Raw genomic sequence first — 23417 nt, 5'->3', positions numbered from 1 at the left:
AAGAGGCCCAAAGCTGCCCTCTCTCCTCGCTCCGGGAGGGATGAGGACGAGGCGCAACTCCGTTCGCGGGGACCGCTCTGCGACGGGCCACCCCACGGCTGTTGCGGAAGGGACAGCGGATACTGAAGTGCGAGGCGAGTACCCATAAGGTGACCCCATGTCTGCCAGGTTGAGCTCCCGAAAAACCGCCGCCGCGCTCCGGACGTCGGCGCGAGTGTCCGCCGAGTTGCTGTTGGTCCTCGTCATGGCTGCGGTGGCCCTGTGGGTACTCGGCCGTATGTGGTCGGTCGTCTGGCCGCTCATAGTGGGCCTGTTCCTCACCACGCTGACGTGGCCCCTGACGCGGTTCCTGCGCCGGCACGGGTGGCGTCCCGCTCTGGCGGCGTCGGTTGTCACCGTGCTGTTCCTCCTTGTCGCCGTGGGGGTCGCGGCGCTCATCGCGGTGCCGGTGGCGTCCCAGTCGGGCGAGCTGACCGACGGTGTGGTCGATGGCATCGCGAAGCTGCGCGAGTGGGCCGCCGGGCCGCCGCTGAACATCGGCGACGACCAGATCACCAAGGCCCTCGATTCCGGGGTGGCACGCCTTCAGGGCAGCATCGGCAGCATCACCTCCACGGTCGTCACCGGAGTGAGCACCGTGTTCAACGGTGTGGTCACCGCCGTACTGGCGCTCTTCCTGATGTTCTTCTTCCTCAAGGACGGTCCGCGGTTCCTGCCGTGGCTCACCCGTCAGCTCCCCGGCCGGCTCGCCACCGACATCCCGACCGTGGCCGCGCGCAGTTGGGACACCCTGAGCGCGTTCGTGCGTTCCCAGGCGCTCGTCGGTCTGCTGGACGCCGTCTTCATCGGCCTCGGCCTGTGGATCGTGGGGGTTCCGCTGGTGCTTCCGCTGGCGGTACTGACCTTCGTCTCGGCGTTCGTCCCGATCGTGGGTGCCCTGTTCGCCGGGCTGGTCGCGGTGCTCATCGCGCTGGTGTCGAACGGCCTCACCGACGCGCTGATCGTGCTGGCGATCATCATCGTGGTGCAGCAGCTCGAAGGGAACGTGTTCCAGCCCATCATCCAGAGCCGTGGGCTCGGCCTGCACGCCGCGATGGTGCTGGTGGCCGTGGCGCTCGGCGGCAACCTGGCCGGAGTCGTGGGCAGTCTGCTCGCGGTACCGGTGGCCGCGCTGATCGCGGTGGTCTGGAACTACGTGCGCGAGCAGCTCAGCGATCCGCCGCCGGCTCCGACGGCAGACGACCCGGCCGCCGTCCCGTCGTAGCGGCTGTGGCACGCGGGCGATGTGTCAGCGCGCGTGCCCGAGTGCGGCGGCCTTGCCTGGCGGAGGAGGCGCCGGCGGAGCTTGCGCGGGAAATTCGCGCGCTCCTGACCGGCCGAGACGGTCCACGGATCAGCTGTCGCCCCTGTGCAGGGAGGGCAGGACCCGGGAGATGAGCAGCGCGACGTCGTCGTGGTCGCCGGCGTGACGCAGCGTGCTCAGCAGCAGCTCGCAGGTTTCGTCCAGCGAACGGTGGGGGTCGTCCAGCAGACCGAGCAGCTTGTCCAGGCACTCGTCGATGGACTTGTCCCGCCTCTCGACCAGCCCGTCGGTGTACAGGACGAGCTGGTCGCCCGGGCTGAGATCGATCGTGGTGCTGTGGAAGTGGGTTCCGCCGACGCCGAGCGGGGTGCCGGTGGGCAGGTCCAGGAGCTCGCGCCGTCCGTCGATGCGCAGGACGGCCGGTGGCAGATGTCCGGCAAGCGAGATGCGGCACTGCGCGGTGTGCGGGTCGTAGACGGCATAGACGCAGGTGGCGATGGTGTCCTGCTCGAGTTCGTCGGTGATGTGGTCGAGATGCCGGAGGACCTCGGCAGGGTCGAGGTCGAGGCCCGCGAGGGTGCGGGTCGCGGTGCGGAGCTGGCCCATGTTGGCCGCGGCGCTGACGCCGCTGCCCATGACGTCTCCGACGACGAGGGCGGTCTTGTCACCGGCCAGCGGGATGACGTCGAACCAGTCGCCGCCGATCTCGCTGGCCTTCTGGGCAGGCTGGTAGCGGGCGGCGAGAGCCAGGCCTGGACGTTTCGGCGGCGGGTGCGGCAGCAGGCTGCGCTGGAGCGTGAGAACGGTACGGCGCTGTTCCTCCACGGCACGGTGGCGCTCGGTGACGTCCACGCTGGAGGTCACCACCCCCAGCACCTCCCCGTTGGGCGCTTCGAGCCGGTGGAAGGAAATCGACCAGGCGTGCTCGTGGTCCGGATCGGCATGGGTGCGGCCGCTGGTGTACTGGTCGAGAACGGGGATGCCGGTGGCCAGGACCTTGCGCATGGTCCCTTCGAAGGAATCGTCCAGGAAGGGCAGCACCTCATGGACGTGCCGGCCGACGTGGTCGGCGGCGGCCACGCCGTTCATCCGCTCCTCCGCAGGGTTGACCGAGACGTACCTGAGGTCCGTGTCCAGTACTCCCAGCCCGATCGGCGACTGGGACACCAGCCGGTTGGAGAGGGCCAGGTCCCGTTCGACCTGGCGCAGCGTGGTCTGGTCGGCGGCGAGCCCCAGGGCGTAATAGTCGCCCTGGTCGTCCAGCAGCCGCATGTTGCGGAACTCCACCAGCCGGGTGCTGCCGTCCTTGTGCCGTACGGGAAAGACCCCGGCCCAGCTCTCGCCGGCCTCCATGACGTGGGCGAACATCCCCACCGCCGTCTCCCGCTGCTCCTCGTGGACCAGCAGGCGGCCCGCGTATCTGCCGAGAGCCTCGTCGGCGGTGTAGCCGAAGAGAAGCTCGGCCTGCGGGCTCCAGAGGTCGATCCTTCCCTCGTCGTCGAGGAGGACCGCCGCCACGTTCAGGACATCGAGGAGGCCACCCGTTGCGTCACTGGGGACACTCCCCGTGTAGGGACCGGCCCGGAAAGACTCGGCTGCACCCATTCCAGGCCCTCCTCTCCGCATACACCGCCACCGGCAGGGCGCCGGTCCGGGCCGTGGCCCGGTTTGCGCGTCTTTACCACCTCCATCGTCCCCCTCAAAGGGCAGCTTCGGCACTGCCGGCCGACTGCGAGCCCCCGGAAACGTGGGTGGAGCGGCCCCGGAGACCGGGGCCGCTCCCTGTGGACCATCACCGTCGGTGACCGGAATCAGCTGCCGGCCGGCCGGTGACCTTCGCGGATATTTTTCAGCAGAACCATCCGTTCTGGACCCAGCCCCGCCGGTTGATGTCCCCGTAGGCGAAGCCGTAGACCCAGTCCCCGTTCACTTTCTCGACGAGGAAGGTCTGGCCGCGGTAGAGCGTGCCCATCCACGCTCCGTGCGGTGCGGTCACCCGGACGAAGAGGTCGGTGGCGCATACAGTCTCGCGCTCGCCGACGGTCCCGTTCGCGGCCTCGGCGGGCGTGACGGTCAGGGCGGCGGCGAGCGCGAGGCCGAGGACGGCGGCCGCGCGCAGGGGGGTGCGTTTCATCAGTGACTCCTTCGAGGGTGCCGGGGGCTGCTCGGACGCCGGGGGACTACCAGGAGCCGAAGCCCCCGAGGCATTCCTGACGGACATAGCCCCAGTCGTTGGGGCCGAAGTCGAAGGTGGCCGCCCAGCCGTTGTAGACCGGGTGCGCTCCGCGGGTGTGCCCGACCTTGTTGCCGCGCAGCAGGGTGCGCTTCAGGCCGGTCGGGCCGTGCGCGCTGTCGTAGTTGTCGTAGAAGCTCGCGCTGTCGCAGACGATGACGGCATGGTCCGGCGTCGTGGGATCCGCGTGCGCCGTCGACGAGGTGGCGACGAGTGATCCCGCTACGAGAGCGCAGGCCACGGCGGCCTGTCCGATGGTCTTCATGCACGTGCTCCCTGTGCAGATGGTGGGGTGCTTCGAGGAGACGGGCTCTTCGGTCGCTGCCGGTCAGACGCCGCAGGAGGACGCGGACCAGAAGCGGGAGGGGCGGTGGTCGACGTGCGCGTGGTCGTTGTGGGCGGGGTAGCCCGGGCCGAGGATGCCGTTGAATCCATGGCTCCTGGCCTGCTGGGCGAGCCTGCACAGCGTGTGCGGGCCTGCGCCGAGGTCCGCCGCGTCACCGTAGAGATGCCGGCTGCCGGCCGCGCCCCCGACGGCGTTGTTGCAGGCGGTGGAGCGGAATCCGCTGGTGACCCGGAGGGGCTGGTCACCCAGTGCGTGCCGCATGGCCTCCAGCTTCCACATCGTGCGCAGGGCGTTGGACTTGGCGGTGCCGGCGGAGACCGCGCCACCGGCCCAGGTGGTGTTGCAGGTGTTCAGTTCGGCGTAGGAGAAGTGCACGGGCGTGCAGTCGTTGTCCTGAAGGGCGTAGATCCGCTCGAAGGTGGCGGGGCCGGCGATCCCGTCGGCGGGCAGACCGTAGGCCTGCTGGAAGCGGGTCACGGCCGCCTTGGTGGCGGGCCCGAAGTCGCCGTCGATGCCGAGTACACCTCCGTAACCGGGATATCCGGCGACACGTATCTGCAGCTCGGTCACGTCGGCTCCGGAGGCGCCCTGCGAGAGGGTGCGGTTCCAGGTGTAGCAGCCGTCCGCGTGAGCCGATCCCGCGGTGGCGAGCGAGCCGGCGAGCAGACCGGCCGCGAGCAGGACCAGAGCGAGGACGGATCTGACGATGCGCTGGGTCATGGGACCTCCAGGTCCGAAGTGCGTGCGGGGGGACGGGGATCAGCAGACGTAGAGGCTGTTGGGGTGGACCTTTTCGCAGTACCGGATGTGCAGATGGTTGTCGTGTCCGGCGTACTGCGTGGTCAGTCCCTCGGAGATGAGCTGTGGGTCGTTGAAGAAGACGAGTGCGACGTGGCCGGGGGCAGCGGCGCGGAGAGCCTGGACGAGGCCGCGGGTGGCGGCCCGGTCGTACGTGGCGGACTGCCAGGTGATGCGGGGGCCGGTGCACTGGGCCGAGTCGGTCCGCACCGGCCAGAGGTCGATGTCGAGGCCGACGCGGTGGCTGGCGTGTCCGTTGATGGCTCCGCCGTGTTCGAAGCCGGCGTCACCCACGGGGATCCTGCCGTTGCCGGTGGCGGCGAAGGAGGCTGCCGCGGCTTCGAGCTGGGCGACGGCGGCGGCCGTGGCCCAATTGGCGGTGGTGTTGCCGTCCGGGTCGACGTCGCAGAGCCCGCTGCCGGAGCCGAAGGCGGCGTACTCGTAGTGCCACAGAAGGTTCTTCCAGGTGTCCGGCCCGACGATGCCGTCGGCAGTGAGTCCTGCGTGGGTCTGGAACGTCTTGACGGCGGCGGTGGTCGCGGCGGTGAAGCTCCCGTCGACGGTCAGCCCGGCGCTGCGTTTGGCGTTGAGCAGGGACTGCACGCCCTTGACCGCGGATCCGGTGTCGCCGCCCCGGACGGTGACGAACAGCCTGGCCCAGGTGGCGGGCCCGACGATCCCGTCCACTCCCAGACCCTCGGCGCTCTGGAAGGCCCGGACGGATCCGGCGGTCCCTGAGCCGAAGATTCCGTCGGCGGTCTGGCTTTGGCCGCGTGCGGTCAGCAGGTGCTGAAGGGCAACCACGTCCGCTCCTCGGTTGCCGATGCTCTGTGCCGGTGTGAAGGCCTGGGGGAAGGCGTGGGCGGGCGTGCCGACACCGGTCAGAAGGAGGACCGCGGCGGCGATGAACAGCCAAGCCCGCCGAGGGAGTCGATCGCGATCACGGGGACTGTGCTTCATGGCGCGAGCCGTGAGTGTGGACTGCATGGCGGGTCCCTATTTCCCTGACTGGAGCGCCGACCAGGTGGCCGGGCCGGCGATACCGTCCGAGGTGAGACCACGGGAGGACTGGTAGTCGCGCACGGCCGCTTCCGTACCGGCGCCGAAGGCGCCGTCGATGCCGACCGTGCGGCCGAGCGCGGCGGTGAGGGCGCGCTGGATCCGCGTCACGGCTTCTCCGGTCGATCCGGTGCGGATGAGCGGGGTGGAGCCCCGGGAGAGCAGGGCCGTCCAGGTCTTCGGCCCGGTGATGCCGTCGCCGGGGAGCCCGCGAGCGGTCTGGAAGGAGCGGACGGCGGTGGATGTACCCGCGTCGTAGGTGCCGGTGGGTGTGCCCGCGCCCGGATCGTGTCCGGCGCTCCTGAGCAGACACTGGGCGGCGCTGACCCGGCTGCCCGTGGACCCGGACGTCAGGGTCGGATACGCGGTGAAGTTGAGGTTCGTGGTCGTACACCCTGTGGGTGGCGTCGACGCCGTACGGACGTCGAGATAGTTGCGGTCGATGCTGACGGTGACTCCGCCCCAGGTCTCGGAGACGTCACCCGCGTACTGGTGGATGCGCTGATGGTCGGCCCAGTGACCGGCGGGGACGTACGTGCCGGTGTTGGTGTCGGCGGCGTTGTTCCACCAGGCGTACCAGATGTGGTCGACGCGGCTGTAGGCGCTGTTGTCGTACTCGGTGGCTGCGTCCCGGATGCCCGACGAGGCACTGGAGTAGAGGCCGGAGAAGTAACCCCGGGCATGCAGCGCATCCGTCCAGCCGGACAGGTAGGACAGCACGGACGCCTTGCACGAGGCGGTGGACGGATAGCCCTCGATGTCGCTGTAGAGGGCGCTGCCCGCGGGAATGCCGAGCGACTGCGCGGCGGCCACGGAGGCGTCGGCCGCTGCGGATCCCTGGGACCGGGCAGTGGCCGGCGTGGTGGACATCTTGTTGGAGAAGGCGGAGCACGGGGCCTGTTTGCCGACGTCGATGGGCATCAGCCGCCATCCCCTGGCGGTCTGGTCCGTCACCCAGTTCGCCGTGAGGTTCGGCTGCCCGCAGGCCCGGGTCGCTCCGCTGATGTAGACGCCGACGGCGCGGTAGGGAGAGGCGGCGTACCAGGCGTTCATGGTGGCGGCGGAGGGCGCGGCACACGCGTCGAAGCCCTTGCCTGCGAAGGTGCCGGGCTGGGGTCCGGCGGCGGCCAGGGGTGTGGCATCGGCGCGGTTCGGCACCCGGGTTCGCTCGGCTCCGGCGGCCAGCGTCGCGGAGTCGAGGACGCGGCGTACGGCCGGTTCGGTCTCGGGTGTGTGGGCCGCGGTGACGAGCACTCCGGCGTCCTCGACGGCGACCTTGATCTCGGCATTGCGGGACACGGCCGTCGGAGCCACGGCCGTACCGCTGACCGCACGCGCCGTCGCACCGGTGATCCGCTGCGCGGAGGAGGCGTCGAGCGGTTCGACGAGCAGGCCCGCGGTTCGACCCACGAGGTGCGCCGGGCAGCTGCTGCGCGCGCCGGGGCGGCCGAGGTAGACCGTGGGGCGGTCGAAGCGGATGCACGCGTCGGGCTGCTCGGTGAGGTCGACGACCTGCCAGCTCGCCGGTATCTCTATCTCGTAGCCGTGGTAACCGACCGTACGCGTACCGCTGTTCACCGGATCGGCTCCGGCGGGCGCCACGGCCACCCCGCCCACCAGGGCCAGGAGCGTCGCTGCCACCGACCACAGACGTCGGCACCTGACTGAACGCGGTTCCATCAGCGGTCTCCTGTCCGGTTCCCGGAAGTGGAGACCTGTGTCTACCGGGCGGTAGTAGCACGGTGGTTGCGCGACGGTAGCGCGGCTTGGCATGCTCACATCGGCCACTGGCCGGCAGTCCCGGGCCACGGCCGCACGATCCGAGCGCGACCTGGGCGGTGTGATGCGCTACCGAATCCTCGGGCGGCTGGAAGTCTTCGACGGCACGCAGTGGACATCCGTGAACGCGGCAAAGCAGCGGGCGGTGCTGGGACTTCTGCTCATCGACGCGAACCACTTCGTCTCCGCCGACTCCCTGATCCACGAGCTGTGGGGCGATCACGTCCCTAGCTCGGCGGCGAAGTCCCTCCAGGTGTATGTGCACCGGCTCCGGAAGGTTCTCGGCACGGCGCAGGGCGGACTGCTCACCCGGTCCGGAGGCTATGAACTCTCCCTGCGCGCGGGGGAGTCGGACGCGGAGCGGTTCGCCGCACTCACATCCGCCGGACGCGCCGCTCTGGCCGACGGGCAGCCGGAGGAAGCCGTGCGCGTTCTGTCCGAAGCCCTGGGACTGTGGCGCGGGCGGGCCCTCGGGGACGTCCTGCCCACCCCGTCGGTGCTGGCCGAGTCCGCACGGCTCGAGGAGTGCCGGCTGACCGCGCGGCAGGCTCTCGCCGAAGCCAAACTCGCCGCGGGCATGCACGGCGAGGTGGCAGCCGAACTGGGCGCCCTGCTCGCCGAACAACCCCTGCACGAGTCGCTGTGGGCCACGTTGATGATCGCCCTGCATCGCTCGGGACGCCGATCGGACGCCCTGCACGCGTTCGCCTCGGCACGACGCCTCCTCCACGAGGAGCTGGGCGTCGCCCCGGGAGCCGGGCTCCAGGAGGCGCTGAGGACCGTACTCGACGACACCGAACCCCGGGCCGCCAAGCCGGTCTGTCAACTGCCGCCCTCCGTGCCGGACTTCGTCGGGAGGCAGGCGCACCTCGACCAGGCGCTCGGCCTGCTCGGCGGCCCGGCCGCGGGGGCGCCGCGCATTGTCGTCGTCACGGGTGTCGCCGGGGCCGGCAAGAGTGCGTTCGCGGTGCACGCGGCGCATCAGCTGCGCGACACGTTCCCCGACGGCCAGCTCTACGCCGATCTGCGCACCTCCGCACAGCATCCGGCCGAGCCCGGAGACATCCTCTTCTCGCTGCTGCGCACCCTCGGGGTGAGCGGCGGCGCCATCCCCGACGGGCTCGCAGAACGGTCCCGGCGCTACCGGGCCGAACTCGCCGACCGCCGCGTCCTCGTCGTCCTCGACAACGCGCAGAGCGAACGGCAGGTGCGCCCGCTGCTGCCCGGCACCGACGACAGTGCCGTCCTCGCCACCAGCCGCAGCGCACTGGCGGGCCTGGAAGGCGCGCGCCGCCTCGACCTCGGGCTGCTCCCCGACGACGAGGCGCACACCCTCCTGGCCCGCGCGGTCGGCGACGACCGCACCCGGCGCTCGCCCGAAGCCGCCGCGCGCATCGTCCGCCAGTGCGGGAACCTGCCCCTCGCACTGCGTATCGTCGGCGCGCGGCTGGCGACCCGCTCCCATCTCTCCGCCGGCCGCATCGCGGATGCCCTCTCGGACGAACGGCGGCGCCTGGACGAGCTGATCGCCGGAGACCTGGCGGTACGGGCCAGCGTCTCGCTGAGCTACGCGGCCCTCGAACCGAGCGCGGAACGCGCCTTCCGCCTGCTCGGCCTGCTCTCCGCCGCCACCGTTCCCGGCTGGGTCGTCGGCGCGCTCCTCGACTGCGGGCCCGCGGAGGCGGAACGCGCCCTGGACCGCCTCGTCGACAACCGGCTGCTGGAGGTCGCCGGGCCCGACACCACCGGCGAACCCCGCTTCCGTATGCACAACCTCGTACAGCTGTGCGCGCAGGAGCAAGCGGCCGCGCACGAGCCGCCGCACGAGCAACGGGCCGCGCTGGCCCGGGTCTGCACCGCCTATCTGCACCTCGCGCAGCGAGCCGACCGGGCCCTCGCCTCCGGCTTCGCGGGCCCTGTGCCGGCACTGCCTGCCACCTGGCACCCGCCCCCCGCCGACCGGCTGCCGGCCGGGCCGCTCGCCTGGCTGAGCGCGGAACGGGCCACGGTCTGTGCGCTGGTACGCCAGGCCGAGCCGGGTACGGCGTGGCGGCTCGCCGCCGCACTCGCCGACTCCTTCGAGTCGGCAGCCCGCTTCGACGACTGGCGCGACACCCACGAGACGGCGCTTGCGGCCGCACGCGCGGTGGGCGACCGCCTCGGCGAGGCCGTCATGCACCGAGGACTCGGTGAACTCAACACCGCGCAGGACCGCTACAGCGAGGCCATCACGAGCTTCCAGCGGTCTTTGGACGCCTATGCCCTGCGCGGCCGACCGGACCCGGGCGAGGCGGCAGCCGCTGTGGGCCTCGGCGTCCTGCTGCGGTTGCGCGGCCGGTACAGGGAGGCGGCCTGCCGGCTGGAACAGGGCATATCCGCCGCGCGGGAGACGGGCAACGCCCGCGCCGAGGCCTACGCGCTGTGCGCGCTCGGCACCGTCCATCTGGAACGCGGTGAGACCTCCGCGGCCCGTATCGCCTTCGGCCGCTCGCTCATGCTCTCGCGCACCGCGGGCTATCGCCGGGGCGAGTTCTCCGCACAGCGCTGCCTCGGCCTCGTCGAACTCGCCGTCGGCAGGCTCGCCGGCGCCCGGGAACGGCTGGAGACGGCCCACCGGATCGCCACCGGCCAGGGAAACCATGTCGGCGAGGTGCACGTCCTCCAGTGGCTGGGCCACCTCACCGACGTCCATGGCGACACGGATCGCGCCGAGGGCATCCTGGACGGATGCCTGGCCGCATACCGCCGTTTCGGCGAACGCTTCGGTGAGGCCATCACCCTGCGGGCGCTGGCCGATCTGCACCTGCATGCGGGGCGCCGGCCCGCGGCCATGGAGAGCGCCCGGCAGTCGCTGGCGATCTGGCGGCGGCTCGATTCGCCGTACTGGACCGCCCGTACGCTCGACGTCCTCGCCGACATCCACGAGGATGACGGCCCCCGCGAGCGGGCCCGCCACGAGGCGACGGCCCTGCGCGCCTCCCTCGGCCTCTCCCCCGACCTGCGCCCGGCGCTCACGCCCTCCCGGCGCCGGCTGGGCGGGCACCTGGCACCGGCGGCCGCGCACTGAGAGGACTTCCGCTGCGGCGACAGGTACCGCCCGCCCCGAGACGCATCCCACGCGGCCGCCGCCGAGTGCCCCGACGCACCGCCGCCGGTCATCGCGTTCTCGTTCCCCCGGGCCTCCTGCCTGTGACCTGCGGTCACTGGATGAAAGCCCGTCGGCACAGGCCCGTTCACCTTCGTCTCGCAGATGGAGGGCCTGCAGATCGAACTGGCCGGCAACAAGCGCTACTGGCGGGGAGCACCCAGGCTCGACAAGCTGGTGATCAAGTCGATCCCGGACGCCGCGGCCCGCACCGCCGCCCTGCGCTCGGGGGACGTGAACTGGATCGAGTAGGACTGCACCACGAGGGCGCTGTCCAGGCCCTCTTCCTCGTTCTCCCCCAGCTCGTGGCCCGACCCCTGGCTGGTGGCCGCGTGGGCGCTGGCGGCCACCAGTCGGCTGCGTGTCGCCGTGGCCCACCGGGCGGGAACCACGGCGCCGACCGCGGCGGCCCGGTCGCTCGCCACGCTGGACAGACTCTCCGGTGGTCGCGCGGCGGCCCACGTGATCGTCGGGTCGAGCGACGCGGACGTCCTGCGCGACGGCGACCCGTTGGGTAAGTCCGACCGCTACCGGCGGGCCGGAGAGTATCTGGAGGTCTTCCGGCGCTCTCTGACGGAGCAACAGGGCTTTGACCACGAGGGCGAGTTCTCCTCGATCCGGGACGCCCTGTCAGGACTGCGTGCCCAACCGCGCGGCGAACTGCTGTCGTTCGGCGGCTCCTCGCCGGAAGGGCTCGACCTCGCGGCCCGGCACGCCGAGGCGTACGCCATCGCACCGCTTCCGGTGCCGGCCACGCGACGCCGCATCGCGGAGGTCCGGTCCGCCGCGGCTGAGCACGGCCGGACGCTGCGCATCTGGCGGCACATCACTCTCGTGCTCGGTCCCAGCGACGAGGAGGCCGCCGCACGAGCGCGGCGGATCACGCAGGACGCGCTGCGCCTCACCTCCGGCCCGGACTCGGCGCGCTGGACGGAGGCGGTCCAGCTGGACCGGGACCGTGAACGCGGCCGGTCCGACCCGGCACGCGGGCCGGAGCAGGTGGTGGCCTACATCCGCCGGTCCCTCGCCGCCGCCTTCGTCGGCTCCCCGGACAGCGTGGCCGAACGCATCGGCGTGCTGCGGTCGGCAGGGGTGGACATCGTCCAGCTCGACATGGCAGTCGAGACGGACGAGGACCGCGAGCTGCGCCGCGCCCTGGTGGGCCGGCTCCGGTCCCCCCACTCGGCCGGCCGCCGGCGCGGCTGGTAGCGGCGCCTTCCGACGGACCGGGGCCGCTGTGCCGCGGGGCAACCTGCCGCCTACTCCAGCGGGTTGAGCTTGCGGAAGTACGTCCAGCTCGTCTCGTTCGGCTCGCTCCACTTCTCCGGGGCCTCGGCGAACTCCGGGTGACGGTCGGCGATGTAGGCACGAGTGCGCGCGGGGACCTCCGTGTACGAGCCGAGCTTGCGGCCCCGGCAGTGGAACGTGAGGCCGCCGGGCCGCTGCCCTCGTGCCATCCACGGAAGCCACGGGGACATCCGGCTCCACGACATGGTGGCCGGAACGCTGGGCGCGGGGCCGGCCAGGTCGGCGCGGTCGGCGAAGAACTGGAAGAGCTCCAGGGCCTTGTAGGTGTCGCCGGCGGAGTGGACGGGATACTGGGCCACCGGCAGCGGTGAGGGGTAGGCGAGCGGGATCTCCAGGCTGTAACAGACCTGGCCGCCGAGCTCGGTCGTCGGAATGGGGAAGGGACGCCACCGCTGGTTGGCCGGATCGTTCCAGACGTGCACGACCGGCAGGCCCTCCCAGGTCTCCAGGATCTCGCGGGTCGCGGGGTCCAGGTAGAAGGCGGCCTCGCGGGTGAGCAATTGCCAGGCGTCCGGTCCGGCATCCGGGTCCTGGACCAGGCGGGCGACGTTGAGCCCTTCGAAGCCGAAGACACGCCGGTAGGGCTCGTCGGGAGCCCAGGAGTACACGTCGCCGGACCACCAGAAGGTCACCTCCGTGCCGTCGAGCGAAGCACGGGTGCGGGCAAAGGAGCGGAATGACTCCGCGGGTGTGGTCATACGCACTACCCTGCGCCGCCGCCACCGCGGGGAAACACGCGGGTCGGACGCGGATCGTCCGCGTCGGCCCCGTGACATCCGCCCCCAGGAGAGCCGACCGCGACCGCCCCAGGGTCGCGTCATCGCTGTCCGCCGATCGCCTCGCGTCAGATCACGGTCAACGACTCGCGGCAGGTGCTCCATCAGCGGGCCGCGCACAAGGCGGTGCCGGCCGGCCTCGATCCGGAAGACATCCCGTTCCTGGTGAGCAGAGGGGGCGGGGGCGGCCGGGAATCATGGGCCCCGCCCGGCTCGTACCGTCGGCCCCGAAAACCGGTGGAGCGGCACAACTCCGCGCCACTACCGTGCTGCCGAACCAAGTCGTCTGGGCAAGGACGTGCCGTTGTACACCCTGTGAGACCTCCCGAGCGCTGAATCGTCGCGCGTCGCACCTGTGCGCCGCGCTCCTTTTTGCTGCGGACTTCTCACTGGAACCGGTGTACTTCTGTGCTCAACAACTGGGTGGTCATGCCCACCTGCCTGCCGCTCGTCCTCCGCCGATGCCACGGGTGCGCGTCGGAGCGCTTCCGGGCAAGCGGAAAATTCCGCGTCAACGCGAACCACAAGGTGATCGACGCCTGGCTCCTCGTGCTCTGTACCGCGTGCGGGGACACAGCAAAGCTCACCGTCCTGGAGCGGGTGAATGTGCGCTCCGTACGGCCTGAGCTGTTGGACCGGCTGCACGACAACGACCCTGGGCTGACAGCTGAACTGCTCCAGGATCCGCTCGTGCTGCGCCGCAATCGCATCGCTCTCGACTGGGACAACGCCTGGCGTCTCGACACCGGCGGATCGGATCATCTGGACCGAGAGGTGATCGACATCTCGGTCCGCTTCGCGGCCCGGATCCCCGTCCGGCCGGTGCGACTGGTCGCCGAGGGTTGCGGTCTTTCGCGGGCCGAGGTGGAGAGGCTGATCACGGAGGGGAAGCTCGTGTCGGCGGTCCGGCTGAGCGGCAAGCTCTCCGGCGACTTCACCTTCACGCTGAAGCGCTGACCCCTGCTCGAAGGTGAGGGCCTGTCCGGCGCATCCTGCCGGGCGGGCCCTGGGCCTCGGAGCACTCCGACTGGTCGGCGTGCATGCGGAGTTGAGCCAGTCGGCTCACTGACGCCGCCGGCCGAGGACACAGAACTCGTTGCCCTCGGGGGTCCGCCAGGACGACCCAGGACTGCGCACCCTGGCCGATGTCGACATGCCGTGCGCCATGGGCCACCAGACGCGCCACCTCGGCGGCCTGGTCGTCGGGCCTGAAGTCGAGATGCAGTCGGCTCTTCGCCGTCCTGGCCTCGTCGACCCGGACAAAGTCCAGCCCCGGCAGGCGATCCGGCGCCGGGCGGATCTCGAACTCGTCATCGGAGGAGTGGACCACCACCCACCCCAGAGCCTCGGCCCACCGCTGCCCCAACGCCACCGGGTCCACCGAGTGGACGAGTACCTGCTCCCATTCCAAGGTCATCCGCAGAGCAAAGACCAGCGCCGCGCGCGTCGTCAGAGCGGCCGACTCATGGGCTGTGAGCCACAGAAGGCCTCGTCCGGCAGCCTCCTGCGGCGAGGGACTCTGCTTGTCGTGGGCGTATCGAATTGTCGTGGGCGTATCGAGAACCGCATACGCCACCGCAACGGCCCTCCCTCTCCAATGAGGGCATGAACCACAACGCATCCCTGTCGGCACCGGCCCGCCGCGCGCGCGGGATCGTGCTCATCGGCCTGGCCGTCCTCGGCGTCGCGAGCACCCTGTTCGTCCTGTGGCGGCCACTCATGATGTCCGCTCCGACATGCATGGCCGGGCGGTGGCACGGCTGCTTCGACACGTTCAACGGTGTGGTGCTCATGACCCTGGTCGCACTGCCGTTGGCCGCACTGGTGGTGTGGGCGCTGGCGCGCCGCCGGCGTAGCGCGGGAATCCCGTCGGCGTGGCGGATGTCGCTCGCCGAGGTGGGCATGGTCCACGGGACGGTGCCGTTCCTGTGGCTGACCATGATGCCGGGCGGCGGTGCCGGCGTCGTCCCCGCACGGGTGAGCCTGGTGCCGCTGCGCGATCTGGTCACGATGGGGTCTCTGGGGATCGTCGGCAATCTGCTGGTCTTCGCGTCGCTGGGCTTCTTCGCCCCGATGCGGTTCGCGGCGGCGGCGTCCGTGCCGCGGATCCTGGCGCTCGGGGTGGGCTGCTCGGTCCTCGTCGAAACCGCACAGTACGTCCTGCGGCTGGACCGGGTGTCCTCCGTGGACGACGTACTGGTCAACGCCTCCGGCGCCGTGCTGGCCGCGCTGGCGTCGCGCCGCTGGTGGCGCACTGCGGAGGAAGCGCCGTCGGACCGGACTCGGCCCGTGATGACCCCGGCGGGCTGAATCATCGGTCCGGTGTGCCCACGTCGTTGCACCACGCCTTCGCATACACCGGCGATACGGTCTCCTGCTTAGGCTTCGGACATGCGCGTACTGATCGTGGAGGACGAGCCCTACCTGGCGGAAGCCGTCCGTGACGGCCTCCGGCTGGAGGCGATCGCCGCCGACATCGCCGGCGACGGCGACTCCGCCCTGGCACTGCTCGGCGTCAACTCCTACGACCTCGCGGTTCTCGACCGCGACATCCCCGGCCCCTCCGGCGACGAGGTCGCCCGGCGCATCGTCGCCTCCGGCAGCGGCATCCCGATCCTCATGCTCACCGCCGCCGACCGCATCGACGACAAGGCATCCGGTTTCGGGCTCGGCGCCGACGACTACCTCACCAAACCGTTCGAGCTGCGGGAGCTCGTCCTGCGGCTGAGGGCGCTCGACCGCAGACGCGCGTACGCCCGGCCCCCGGTCCGCGAGATCGCGGGCCTGCGGCTCGACCCCTTCCGCAGGGAGGTCTTCCGCGACGGACGCTACGTCGCGCTCACCCGCAAACAGTTCGCCGTCCTGGAGGTCCTCGTCGCCGCCGAGGGCGGGGTCGTGAGCGCCGAAGAGCTGCTGGAACGGGCCTGGGACGAGAACGCCGACCCTCTCACCAACGCCGTGCGCATCACCGTCTCCGCGCTGCGCAAACGGCTCGGCGAACCATGGATCATCGCCACGGTGCCCGGCGTCGGGTACCGGATCGACACCGGTACGGGCCCCGGTACGAACACCGACCCCGGCAGGGACGCCACCACCCCCGGCATGACGCATGGATAGACGCCCAGGGCTCAGCGTCCGATGGAAACTCACCCTCAGCTACGCCGGGTTCCTCGCCGTCGCCGGCGCTCTCCTGCTGGCCGTGGTGTGGGTGTTCCTACTGCGTTATGTACCCGACAACTCCCAGGGCCTGCTCGGGATCGCGCCCAACCGCTATCTCCTGGTGCGCATGTTCGCTCCCGCCGCTGCCGTGGCGATGCTCCTCCTGCTCGTGTTCGGCCTTCTGGGGGGATGGATCCTCGCCGGCCGGATGCTCGCACCCCTCACACAGATCACGGCAGCGGCACGGATGGCCGAGAACGGATCGCTGTCCCACCGCATCCGCATGGAGGGCCGCCAGGACGAATTCCGAGAGCTCTCCGACGCGTTCGACTCGATGCTCCGACAACTCGAGTCCCACGTCGCGGAGCAGCAGCGGTTCGCCGCGAACGCCTCCCACGAACTGCGCACCCCGTTGGCGATCTCACGGACGCTCCTCGACGTCGCCCGCAAGGACCCCGCGCGGGACCGGGGCGAAATCGTCGAACGCCTGCACGCTGTCAATACGCGGGCGATCGACCTCACCGAGGCGCTCCTGCTGCTCAGCCGCGGCGACCGGGGAAACGTCGCCCGCGAGAGCGTCGACCTCTCCCTCATCGCCGAAGAAGCCGCCGAAACGCTGCTTCCCCTCGCCGAACAGCGCCGGATCACGCTCGATGCCACCGGCTCGGCGGCCCGGACCAGCGGCTCCGCGGAGCTCCTGCTGCGGATGGTGACGAACCTTGTCCAGAACGCCATCGTCCACAACCTCCCCGCCGGCGGCGCCGTGACGGTCCACACCGAGGCGGACGGCGACATGAGCGAGTTGCGGGTCGAGAACACGGGCCGCCGGCTCCCACCGGAACTGGTACCGACCCTCACCGAACCCTTCCAGCGCGGCGCGGAACGCGTACGCACCGACGAGCACGCGGGCGTCGGCCTGGGCCTGGCCATCGTGGACAGCGTCGTCCGCGCCCACGACGGAACACTGGACCTCGTCCCCCGCCCCGCCGGCGGTCTCCGCGTCACGGTCCGGCTTCCCGCCACGCGGTAGGCATCGTCCCGCATGGGCGCCGGATCCCTGAGCAGCCCGCCAGGGCTGAGCCGTCGGGCCCGTTCCAGGACTCCCCCGTACCGCCGATCGGCCCGCGTCACGGGTGGACCGGAAACTCCGATTGGAAGGCCAGGCGACGGCCGGCTTCCGCGCCGAGCCCGGACAGCACGTCGTCGAGCGCGAGGTACTCCTCCCAGGGCTCCCGCCCCGTCGCCTCGGCCAGCGCCCGGACCAGCCTGTCCTCGAGGTCGGGGACCCGCTTGTCCTTCCACACCTTGTCGGCCGTGCTGACAAGGAGGTCCTCGATCGTCACGGCGGGGTCGTCCCAGCTCGCGTGCGTGGCGGCGAACCGCGCCAGAGCCGGCTCGAAACCGCGGTCCAGAAGCAGGTCGCGGCCGGCCGGCTCGTGCGCCGAACCGGGCCCGGCGAGCTCCTCGGGGTGCAGTGTCTTGCCTATGTCATGGGTCGCCGCGCCGAAGAGAACGGCGTCACGGTCGACGGCAACGTCGGGGTAGCGGTCCCGCACCCAATCGGAGAGTTCGACGGCAACATCGTGGACCGCGCGCAGGTGCGCCGCGAGACGGGGCGGGGCCTCCAGCGACCGCAGGAGTTCCGCCACCACGGGCGGCAGCGGCCGCAGAGGGGGCTCGCCCGGGGCATCGAGGGCACGGAGCAAGAAGTCCGAAGGCGTCGTGGTCATCCCGCAGACCCTACTGGTGGCGCTCAGCCGGGGCAGGCAGCACTGACGAAGGAGGCAGCGTCGTACGCGCAGCGCCCGCCGGAGGGTTCGCGCGGATCCGGCCCGTCAGTCGGATCCGGCCCGTCAGTCCTCAGTCACCAGTCCTCAGTCCTCACCGGCCGGTGGGTCGGCAAGAATCCCCTTCAGCAGCCCCGTGGACTGCCCGACCTCGATGAGATAGCCGTCCGGGTCGCGGACATAGCACCGGATCTCGGCCTTCCGGTCGATCGGCGGAGTGAGGAACTCCGCCCCCTTGGCGCTCCATTCGCGATAGACGCTCTCGATGTCGGCCACACGTATGTTGAGGAAGCTTGTGGCCGTCGTCGGATCGGTCGGCGGATGCAGGGTGACGTCGGGTTTGTCGGGCGTCGGCCCGCCGCCGGGGTTCATGAGGAGCCAGCTGTTCGCGAGTTTGACGATGCACGGGTTCTCCTCGAGGACGACCTCGCCACCGAGGACGTCGGCATAGAACGCACGCGATCGTGGGACGTCGGCCACGGTGAGGAAGTGTGTGAGGATCAACCCCGTCGCGGGGGCCGGAAGATCTTCGCTACGCATGGATCAGCCCTTCGCCTTATGGACGCCGCCGCGTGGTCGACATGGGCCCGGCTCACTACGGTCCGGCGACCGCACCGCCCAGCAGCTGCTGCATGGACGCGAGGTCCTCGTCGGCCACCTCCCGTCGGGCCCGCGGACCACAGGCACGCAGGAGACGGGCGAAGTCGGCCGCGGCGGCGGTGATGCGTTCCCCGAGGGCGGCGCCCGTCTGGGAACCGAAATCACTGGTGGCTGCGTAGACAGCGCGGGGGGACACGATCGAGTGCAGATAGGAGAACATCGGCCGCAGAGCGTGTTCGAGGACCAGGGAGTGCCTCTCGGTACCGCCCGTTGCGCCGATGAGAACGGGCATGTCGGCGAGGGTGTCTTCCGGCAGCACGTCGAAGAAGGACTTGAACAGCCCGCCGAAGGAGGCGTTGAACGCGGGGGTGACAGCAATGACGCCGTCCGCCTCCGCGACCCTGGCGAAGGCCGACTCCAGGGACTCCCCCGCGAATCCGGTCAGCATCGCGTCCATGATGGGGTGGCCCAGCCGACGGAGTTCCACGAACGACGCCTCGACAGAGTCGCCGGACTTCTCGACCTCACCGGTCAGAGCCGTGACCAGCCGGTCGGCGAGGAGTCGGGTCGACGACGGCTCTCGCAGGCCGCCGGAGATGATGGCTAGTTTCATCGCGTATCCGGATTCTCTGGGTTCTCGTTCTCCGGTTCGTCCTCGGACTGCCCGCTCTCCTCGCGCCGACGGGCGCGCAGCAGGGACTCGTGCGTCGGTGCTGCCGGGACGTCCGCGGGCCGGCCGACCGCGAACTCCTTGCGGAGGACGGGCACCACCTCTTCCCCGAGGAGATCGAGCTGTTCGAGCACGGTCTTGAGCGGGAGACCGGCGTGGTCGACGAGGAAGAGCTGGCGCTGGTAGTCGCCCACGTACTCACGAAAGCCCAGCGTCTTCTCGATCACCGCAGCCGGTGATCCGACCGTCAGCGGCGTCATCGAGGTGAAGTCCTCCAGCGACGGGCCGTGCCCGTAGACCGGCGCGTTGTCGAAGTAGGGCCGGAACTCGTCGACGGCGTCCTGGCTGTTGCGCCGCATGAAGACCTGTCCGCCCAGGCCCACGATGGCCTGCTCCGGCCGTCCGTGGCCGTAGTGCGCGAACCGCCGGCGGTACAGCTCCACCATCGTCCGCGTGTGGGACGCGGGCCAGAAGATGTGGTTGGCGAAGAATCCGTCACCGAAGTAGGCCGCCAGCTCGGCCACTTCCTGGGTGCGTATCGAGGCGTGCCACACGAAAGGCGGGACGCCGTCCAGGGGTTGCGGCGCAAGGGTGAAGCCCTGAAGCGAACTTCGCAGCTCGCCCTCCCAGTCCACCACCTCCTCGCGCCAGAGGCGGCGCAGCAGACCGTAGTGCTCCACGGTCAGGGGGATGGCCTTGCGGATGTCCTGCCCGAACCACGGGTAGACCGGTCCGGTGTTCCCTCGTCCCAGCATGAGGTCGGTACGGCCGCCGGACAGGTGCTGGAGCACACTGAAGTCCTCGGCGATCTTGACCGGGTCGTTGGTCGTGATCAAGGTGGTCGAGGTCGACAGGATGATGCGTTCGGTCTGCCCGGCGATGTAGCCGAGCAGCGTCGTCGGCGAGGACGGCACGAACGGCGGGTTGTGGTGCTCGCCCGTGGCGAAGACGTCGAGTCCGACTTCCTCGGCCTTGCGCGCGATGGCGACGGTGGCCTGGATACGCTCCGACTCGGCAGGGGTGAGCCCCGTCGTGGGGTCGGTCGTGACATCACCGACGGTGAAGATGCCGAACTGCATCCCAGACGCTTCGGAAGATTCCATTCCGAGCTCCCTCTGGCTTCACTGCCCGGGCTCTCCCCTATTTTGTCACGCACGATCCTGTCCCGCAGAACCCCTGCACACCGCTGCCGCGACGGTTGGTCCTCGGCCCGCGACGCCGGCGGTGGCGCACCCCGAGGGGCACGCCACCATCCCGGCGAGTGTCAGTGCCCGTCCGTCGTGATCTGGTTCGCCGCGACCCAGTAGCCGGTCAGCGTGCCCGCGGCGATCTGGCACATCGGCCGGCCGTTGACGATCGCCCTGCGGTCGAAGGGCGCGTTGGACGGGTTGGCGAACGCGACCGTCTTGATGCTCGCCGCCGTTCCGTCCTCGGTGAAGCGGTAGACCTCCACCGGCTGGTTGCCGCCGGGGAAGGTGAGCGTGCGCTGGGGGCGGAAGACCGTGGTGAGGTACTCACCGCGCAGGAACGAGTTCGGCCACACCTCGCCCACCCACCAGTCGGCGTACGCGCCCGCGCCGATGCGGTAGTAGATGCCGCGGTCCTCGATACGGCGCCTCATCGCCGCGGGCGCCTGGGTCGCCCGGGCGAAGGTGACCTTCTTCGTCTCGAGCTGCGCGTCGCCCTTGGCAGCGACCCAGGTGCCGTCGGCGGCCGTGTCCAGGCGGTAGAGCGTGTGGGTGCCCGCCGCAAACGCGACGGTGGAGCCGTCGCGCAGGTACGGCGACGGGAAGTCGTCCGTCAGCACGTCCTGGTGGTGCGCGAAGTCCGGGCTGCCCGTCTGCCAGTGCAGCTGGCGGAACAGGTTGATGTGGTGCTGGTGGTAGGTGGGGGCGGGAATGCGGTGGGTCTGGCAGTAGTACGAGTGCCAGCGGGTGTTGCGCAGCAGCGGGAAGTATCGGGCCATGGTGGTGGCCGAGCCGTCGTACAGCTGGGCGGCGAGCTCGTTGCCCGTGGCCACGAAGTAGTCCCACAGGCCGAACATGGCGAAGATCATGCCGTTGTAGGTGTAGTCACCCGTGCCCGGCTGCGCGCCCGGGTACTCCTGGATCCACAGATAGCCCGAGTCGTTCTTGTTGATCACCCACGGCTGCGCGTCGTCGGCGCGGAGCAGCGAGGAGAACGCGCCGTCGGCCGCCGCGCGGTAGAGCGTCCGCTCCTCCGTGGTGAGGCCGTCCAGCTCGGACAGCTGGATGAAGAGGCTGATCGCCTCGCCCTGCGCCATGCCGGAGTACCAGGGCGCACGGTAGGAGACGCCGCTGTGCGCCGCGTGCGTGAAGTCGAAGGGGTACGGGAAGTACCAGGCACCGCGCTTCTCGACGCGCTTCTCGATCAGCCGGTTCGCCTGCGCCTTGGCGCGCGTCAGGAAGAGCGCCTTGCGGGCGGGGTCCTGCTCGTTGCGGTAGCTGGTGATGCAGCCCAGGCCGAACTGGATCTGGGTGACGGGCTGGTCGTAGCCGGGCTCGTTCCAGCCCGGCCGGTACTGCACGACGCCCATGGAGTCCAGATAGACGTGCTCCGAGTTGGGGGTGACGTTCGCCCACGTGGTGGGACGGTCGCGCCACGGCCGCAGGTAGTCGGGCAGATCGGTGGCGATCGTGTACCCGGTCCGGTTGAAGGCGAACGGCAGCTCTGTCGGGACGTCGTCGGTGACCGTCCGCGGGTCGGGCGCGCCCGGAGCGTACGGGATGCTGCGGCTCGGCCTGGCGATCCGGCCCTCGGAGATCGGGTCGGGCAGCGGCGGCAGGGGCGCGCTCCCGTCGACTCCTCGCGGGACGCTCAGGGCGAGGGAGCGCGGAATCCCGGGGAACGGGGTGGGGACGGGAGCGGCCGTCGCGACGGACGCGGGCCCGGCGAAGGTCCCCCCTGCCGCGACGGCAGCACCCGCGGCAGCGAGGCGGAGCAGGCGTCTGCGGTCAAGGGTCGGCGGCATTTCGGACATGGCGGAGGCCCCCCCAGGGCTTGGATGAAACGTGAGTACGAGATGAATGCGGCGTGAAGATCATATCTCCCGCGGATCACATGCCAGCATCCAATTCCGGCCGGTCTTAGGGGCCATCCCCGACAACTCCCCTACCCAGCAACGCAGTTGCTCCAGGGCTCCGTCAGGGTCGGTGCCGTACTTCTCGCCGATTTCCGCTCCCGCCGGTGCTCGACAGGATGAACCCCGCACGGACAGGCCCGTTCACACCACGGAGCAACTCTTGAGCATTCCCCGACGTACCGCTCTGACCGCCGCCCTCGTTCTGGGCCTCGGCGCGGGCGCGCTCGCACCGCCCGCCCTTGCTGTGGCGCCCGACGCCCGGGTGACGGCCGGTCAGGCGACCGGACCCGACGCAGCGGCCTTGGAGCAGGCCATGCGAGGGCTTCCCGACCAGCACGCAACGGCGGCCCTCGTACGCGTCGGTGGCCGGGGAAGCTGGCGGGGAAGCGCGGGGGTGCGCGATCTGCGGAGCAACCGCAAGGCCCTGGAAGGGGCGCGGTTCCGGGCCGGGTCCACCACCAAGGTGGTCACGTCGGCCATCGTGCTGCAACTCGCCGCGGAGGGGGAGATCGATCTCGACGGCACCGTGCAGAGATATCTGCCGGGCCTGCTGACGGACGCCTTCGGCCCCATCACCGTACGGCAGTTGCTGACCTTCACCAGCGGGCTGCAGCCCGGCGCCTCTCTCGGTCCGGAGAACGCGGAAGGGTTCGAGAACCGGTTCAGGACCCTCACGCCCGAAGAGGTGGTGGCCGCTTCCGTCGCCAAGGGGCCCTACCAGGGACCGGACGAAGGGCCGGGCAGGAAGCAGCGGTACGCCAACATCGACTACACGGTCCTCGGCATGCTCATCGAGAAGGTCACGGGCGACTCCTACCGCCACCAGGCGCAGGTGCGTATCTTCGGGCCGGCCGGTATGCGGCACACCTCCTTCCCGAGCGGTCCCGACCCGCGCATCCACGGGCCGCACAACCGGGGTTACCAGAGGCTGGCGGACGGCACGGTCGTCGACGCGACGCTGTGGAACATGTCGGACCGGTGGGCGGCGGGCGACATGATCTCCACCACCGCGGACCTGGAGAAGTTTCTCTTCGCGCTGTTCGGCGGGAAGCTGGTCCCACAACCGCTGCTGGACAAGGAGATGTTCACGGTGGCGGACGTGAAGGGCGCCGTGCTGAGCGCGGGGCTTCAGCGCTACGACGCGGGCGGCGGACTCGTCCTGTGGCTCAAGACCGGGTCCCGGCCGGGCTACAGCACCATCATCGCGGCGACCAGGAACCTGTCCCGGACGCTCGTGTACGCGGTCCATGCGCTCGACGCGAAGGCCGAGGGCATGAACCCCGTCGGCGAACGCATCCTCCGCGCCGCGTTCCTTCCACCGCCCTCCGAGGACTGATCCCCGGGCCGGCCC

General features: G+C 70.6%; 20 protein-coding genes and 2 pseudogenes. 9 read left to right on the top strand and 13 right to left on the bottom strand.

From position 1 onward, the window contains the following. The first annotated feature begins 157 nt into the window (after positions 1-157). Entirely contained in the window at positions 158-1264 is a 1107-nt protein-coding gene (locus OHA05_RS34325; RefSeq protein WP_313942329.1) for an AI-2E family transporter, read from the top strand. A gap of 129 nt (positions 1265-1393) precedes the next feature. On the opposite strand, the gene OHA05_RS34320 is transcribed toward OHA05_RS34325, so the two are convergent. From OHA05_RS34320 to OHA05_RS34295, 6 genes are all read right to left on the bottom strand, one after another. Continuing rightward, positions 1394-2908, bottom strand: coding sequence for a SpoIIE family protein phosphatase (locus OHA05_RS34320; RefSeq protein ID WP_313942330.1), 1515 nt, complete (start codon positions 2906-2908; stop codon positions 1394-1396). Positions 2909-3152: 244 nt separating this feature from the next. Further along, on the bottom strand, positions 3153-3437 hold the full coding sequence (locus OHA05_RS34315) for a hypothetical protein (RefSeq protein WP_328862720.1): 285 nt from the start codon (positions 3435-3437) through the stop codon (positions 3153-3155). Positions 3438-3483: 46 nt separating this feature from the next. Next, positions 3484-3801: a hypothetical protein gene (locus tag OHA05_RS34310; RefSeq protein ID WP_313942332.1), complete on the bottom strand. Its 318-nt coding sequence runs from the start codon at positions 3799-3801 to the stop codon at positions 3484-3486. A 63-nt stretch (positions 3802-3864) separates the two neighbouring features. Next, complete coding sequence (locus OHA05_RS34305) at positions 3865-4602, bottom strand: D-Ala-D-Ala carboxypeptidase family metallohydrolase (RefSeq protein ID WP_328862719.1); 738 nt, start codon at positions 4600-4602, stop codon at positions 3865-3867. Between the two features lie 39 nt (positions 4603-4641). Beyond that, positions 4642-5484 (bottom strand): penicillin-insensitive murein endopeptidase, encoded by an 843-nt coding sequence (locus tag OHA05_RS34300; RefSeq protein WP_313942334.1) that lies wholly within the window; start codon positions 5482-5484, stop codon positions 4642-4644. 192 nt (positions 5485-5676) lie between these two features. Then, positions 5677-7380, bottom strand: a complete 1704-nt coding sequence (locus tag OHA05_RS34295) for a glycoside hydrolase domain-containing protein (protein ID WP_313942337.1) — start codon at positions 7378-7380, stop codon at positions 5677-5679. A 130-nt stretch (positions 7381-7510) separates the two neighbouring features. On the opposite strand from OHA05_RS34295, the gene OHA05_RS34290 reads away from it, so the two are divergent. The 3 genes and pseudogenes from OHA05_RS34290 to OHA05_RS34280 all read left to right on the top strand — a co-directional run bounded on the left by OHA05_RS34290 (position 7511) and on the right by OHA05_RS34280 (position 11872). After that, the gene (locus OHA05_RS34290) at positions 7511-10585 is read left to right on the top strand and encodes an AfsR/SARP family transcriptional regulator (protein ID WP_328862718.1); all 3075 of its coding nucleotides are present in this window, start codon (positions 7511-7513) and stop codon (positions 10583-10585) included. A 156-nt stretch (positions 10586-10741) separates the two neighbouring features. Continuing rightward, a pseudogene (locus OHA05_RS34285) lies at positions 10742-10915 on the top strand (ABC transporter substrate-binding protein); the annotation flags it as partial. 18 nt (positions 10916-10933) lie between these two features. After that, positions 10934-11872, top strand: coding sequence for an LLM class flavin-dependent oxidoreductase (locus OHA05_RS34280; RefSeq protein WP_328863510.1), 939 nt, complete (start codon positions 10934-10936; stop codon positions 11870-11872). A 50-nt stretch (positions 11873-11922) separates the two neighbouring features. On the opposite strand, the gene OHA05_RS34275 is transcribed toward OHA05_RS34280, so the two are convergent. Then, a complete protein-coding gene (locus tag OHA05_RS34275; protein WP_328862717.1) occupies positions 11923-12669 on the bottom strand; it encodes a DUF1838 family protein in 747 nt (248 codons plus the stop codon). 486 nt (positions 12670-13155) lie between these two features. Here OHA05_RS34275 and OHA05_RS34270 point away from each other — a divergent pair, with 486 nt between their 5' ends. Further along, complete coding sequence (locus tag OHA05_RS34270; RefSeq protein WP_328862716.1) at positions 13156-13704, top strand: DUF1062 domain-containing protein; 549 nt, start codon at positions 13156-13158, stop codon at positions 13702-13704. 105 nt (positions 13705-13809) lie between these two features. On the opposite strand, the pseudogene OHA05_RS34265 reads toward OHA05_RS34270, so the two are convergent. Continuing rightward, positions 13810-14164 (bottom strand): annotated as a pseudogene (locus tag OHA05_RS34265) (VOC family protein). A gap of 188 nt (positions 14165-14352) precedes the next feature. Here OHA05_RS34265 and OHA05_RS34260 point away from each other — a divergent pair. From OHA05_RS34260 to OHA05_RS34250, 3 genes are all read left to right on the top strand, one after another. Further along, complete coding sequence (locus OHA05_RS34260) at positions 14353-15057, top strand: VanZ family protein (RefSeq protein ID WP_328862715.1); 705 nt, start codon at positions 14353-14355, stop codon at positions 15055-15057. 81 nt (positions 15058-15138) lie between these two features. After that, the gene (locus tag OHA05_RS34255; RefSeq protein WP_328862714.1) at positions 15139-15864 is read left to right on the top strand and encodes a response regulator transcription factor; all 726 of its coding nucleotides are present in this window, start codon (positions 15139-15141) and stop codon (positions 15862-15864) included. Continuing rightward, on the top strand, positions 15857-16936 hold the full coding sequence (locus OHA05_RS34250; protein ID WP_328862713.1) for a sensor histidine kinase: 1080 nt from the start codon (positions 15857-15859) through the stop codon (positions 16934-16936). Before OHA05_RS34255 ends, OHA05_RS34250 begins: the two co-directional genes overlap by 8 nt. 97 nt (positions 16937-17033) lie before the next feature. Here the strand turns inward: OHA05_RS34250 and OHA05_RS34245 are convergent, their stop codons facing one another. The 5 genes from OHA05_RS34245 to OHA05_RS34225 all read right to left on the bottom strand — a co-directional run bounded on the left by OHA05_RS34245 (position 17034) and on the right by OHA05_RS34225 (position 21955). Then, positions 17034-17636, bottom strand: a complete 603-nt coding sequence (locus OHA05_RS34245; RefSeq protein ID WP_328862712.1) for an HD domain-containing protein — start codon at positions 17634-17636, stop codon at positions 17034-17036. A gap of 144 nt (positions 17637-17780) precedes the next feature. Then, positions 17781-18233, bottom strand: a complete 453-nt coding sequence (locus tag OHA05_RS34240; protein ID WP_313942346.1) for a VOC family protein — start codon at positions 18231-18233, stop codon at positions 17781-17783. A gap of 55 nt (positions 18234-18288) precedes the next feature. Further along, entirely contained in the window at positions 18289-18906 is a 618-nt protein-coding gene (locus OHA05_RS34235; protein WP_328862711.1) for a CE1759 family FMN reductase, read from the bottom strand. After that, a complete protein-coding gene (locus tag OHA05_RS34230) occupies positions 18903-20042 on the bottom strand; it encodes an LLM class flavin-dependent oxidoreductase (RefSeq protein ID WP_328863509.1) in 1140 nt (379 codons plus the stop codon). The genes OHA05_RS34235 and OHA05_RS34230 overlap by 4 nt, the downstream gene beginning before the upstream one ends. 185 nt (positions 20043-20227) lie before the next feature. Beyond that, positions 20228-21955 carry a D-glucuronyl C5-epimerase family protein gene (locus tag OHA05_RS34225; RefSeq protein WP_328862710.1) on the bottom strand — a complete coding sequence of 576 codons (1728 nt, stop codon included), beginning with the start codon at positions 21953-21955 and terminating at the stop codon, positions 20228-20230. Between the two features lie 271 nt (positions 21956-22226). Between OHA05_RS34225 and OHA05_RS34220 the strand changes: the two genes are divergently transcribed. Beyond that, on the top strand, positions 22227-23402 hold the full coding sequence (locus OHA05_RS34220) for a serine hydrolase domain-containing protein (protein WP_443043812.1): 1176 nt from the start codon (positions 22227-22229) through the stop codon (positions 23400-23402). The last annotated feature ends 15 nt before the right edge of the window (positions 23403-23417 follow it).

Source organism: Streptomyces sp. NBC_00306 (assembly GCF_036169555.1).
GTDB lineage: Bacteria > Actinomycetota > Actinomycetes > Streptomycetales > Streptomycetaceae > Streptomyces > Streptomyces achmelvichensis.
Note: the sequence above shows the minus strand (reverse complement) of the source record. Positions and strands in the feature narration are given on the sequence as shown.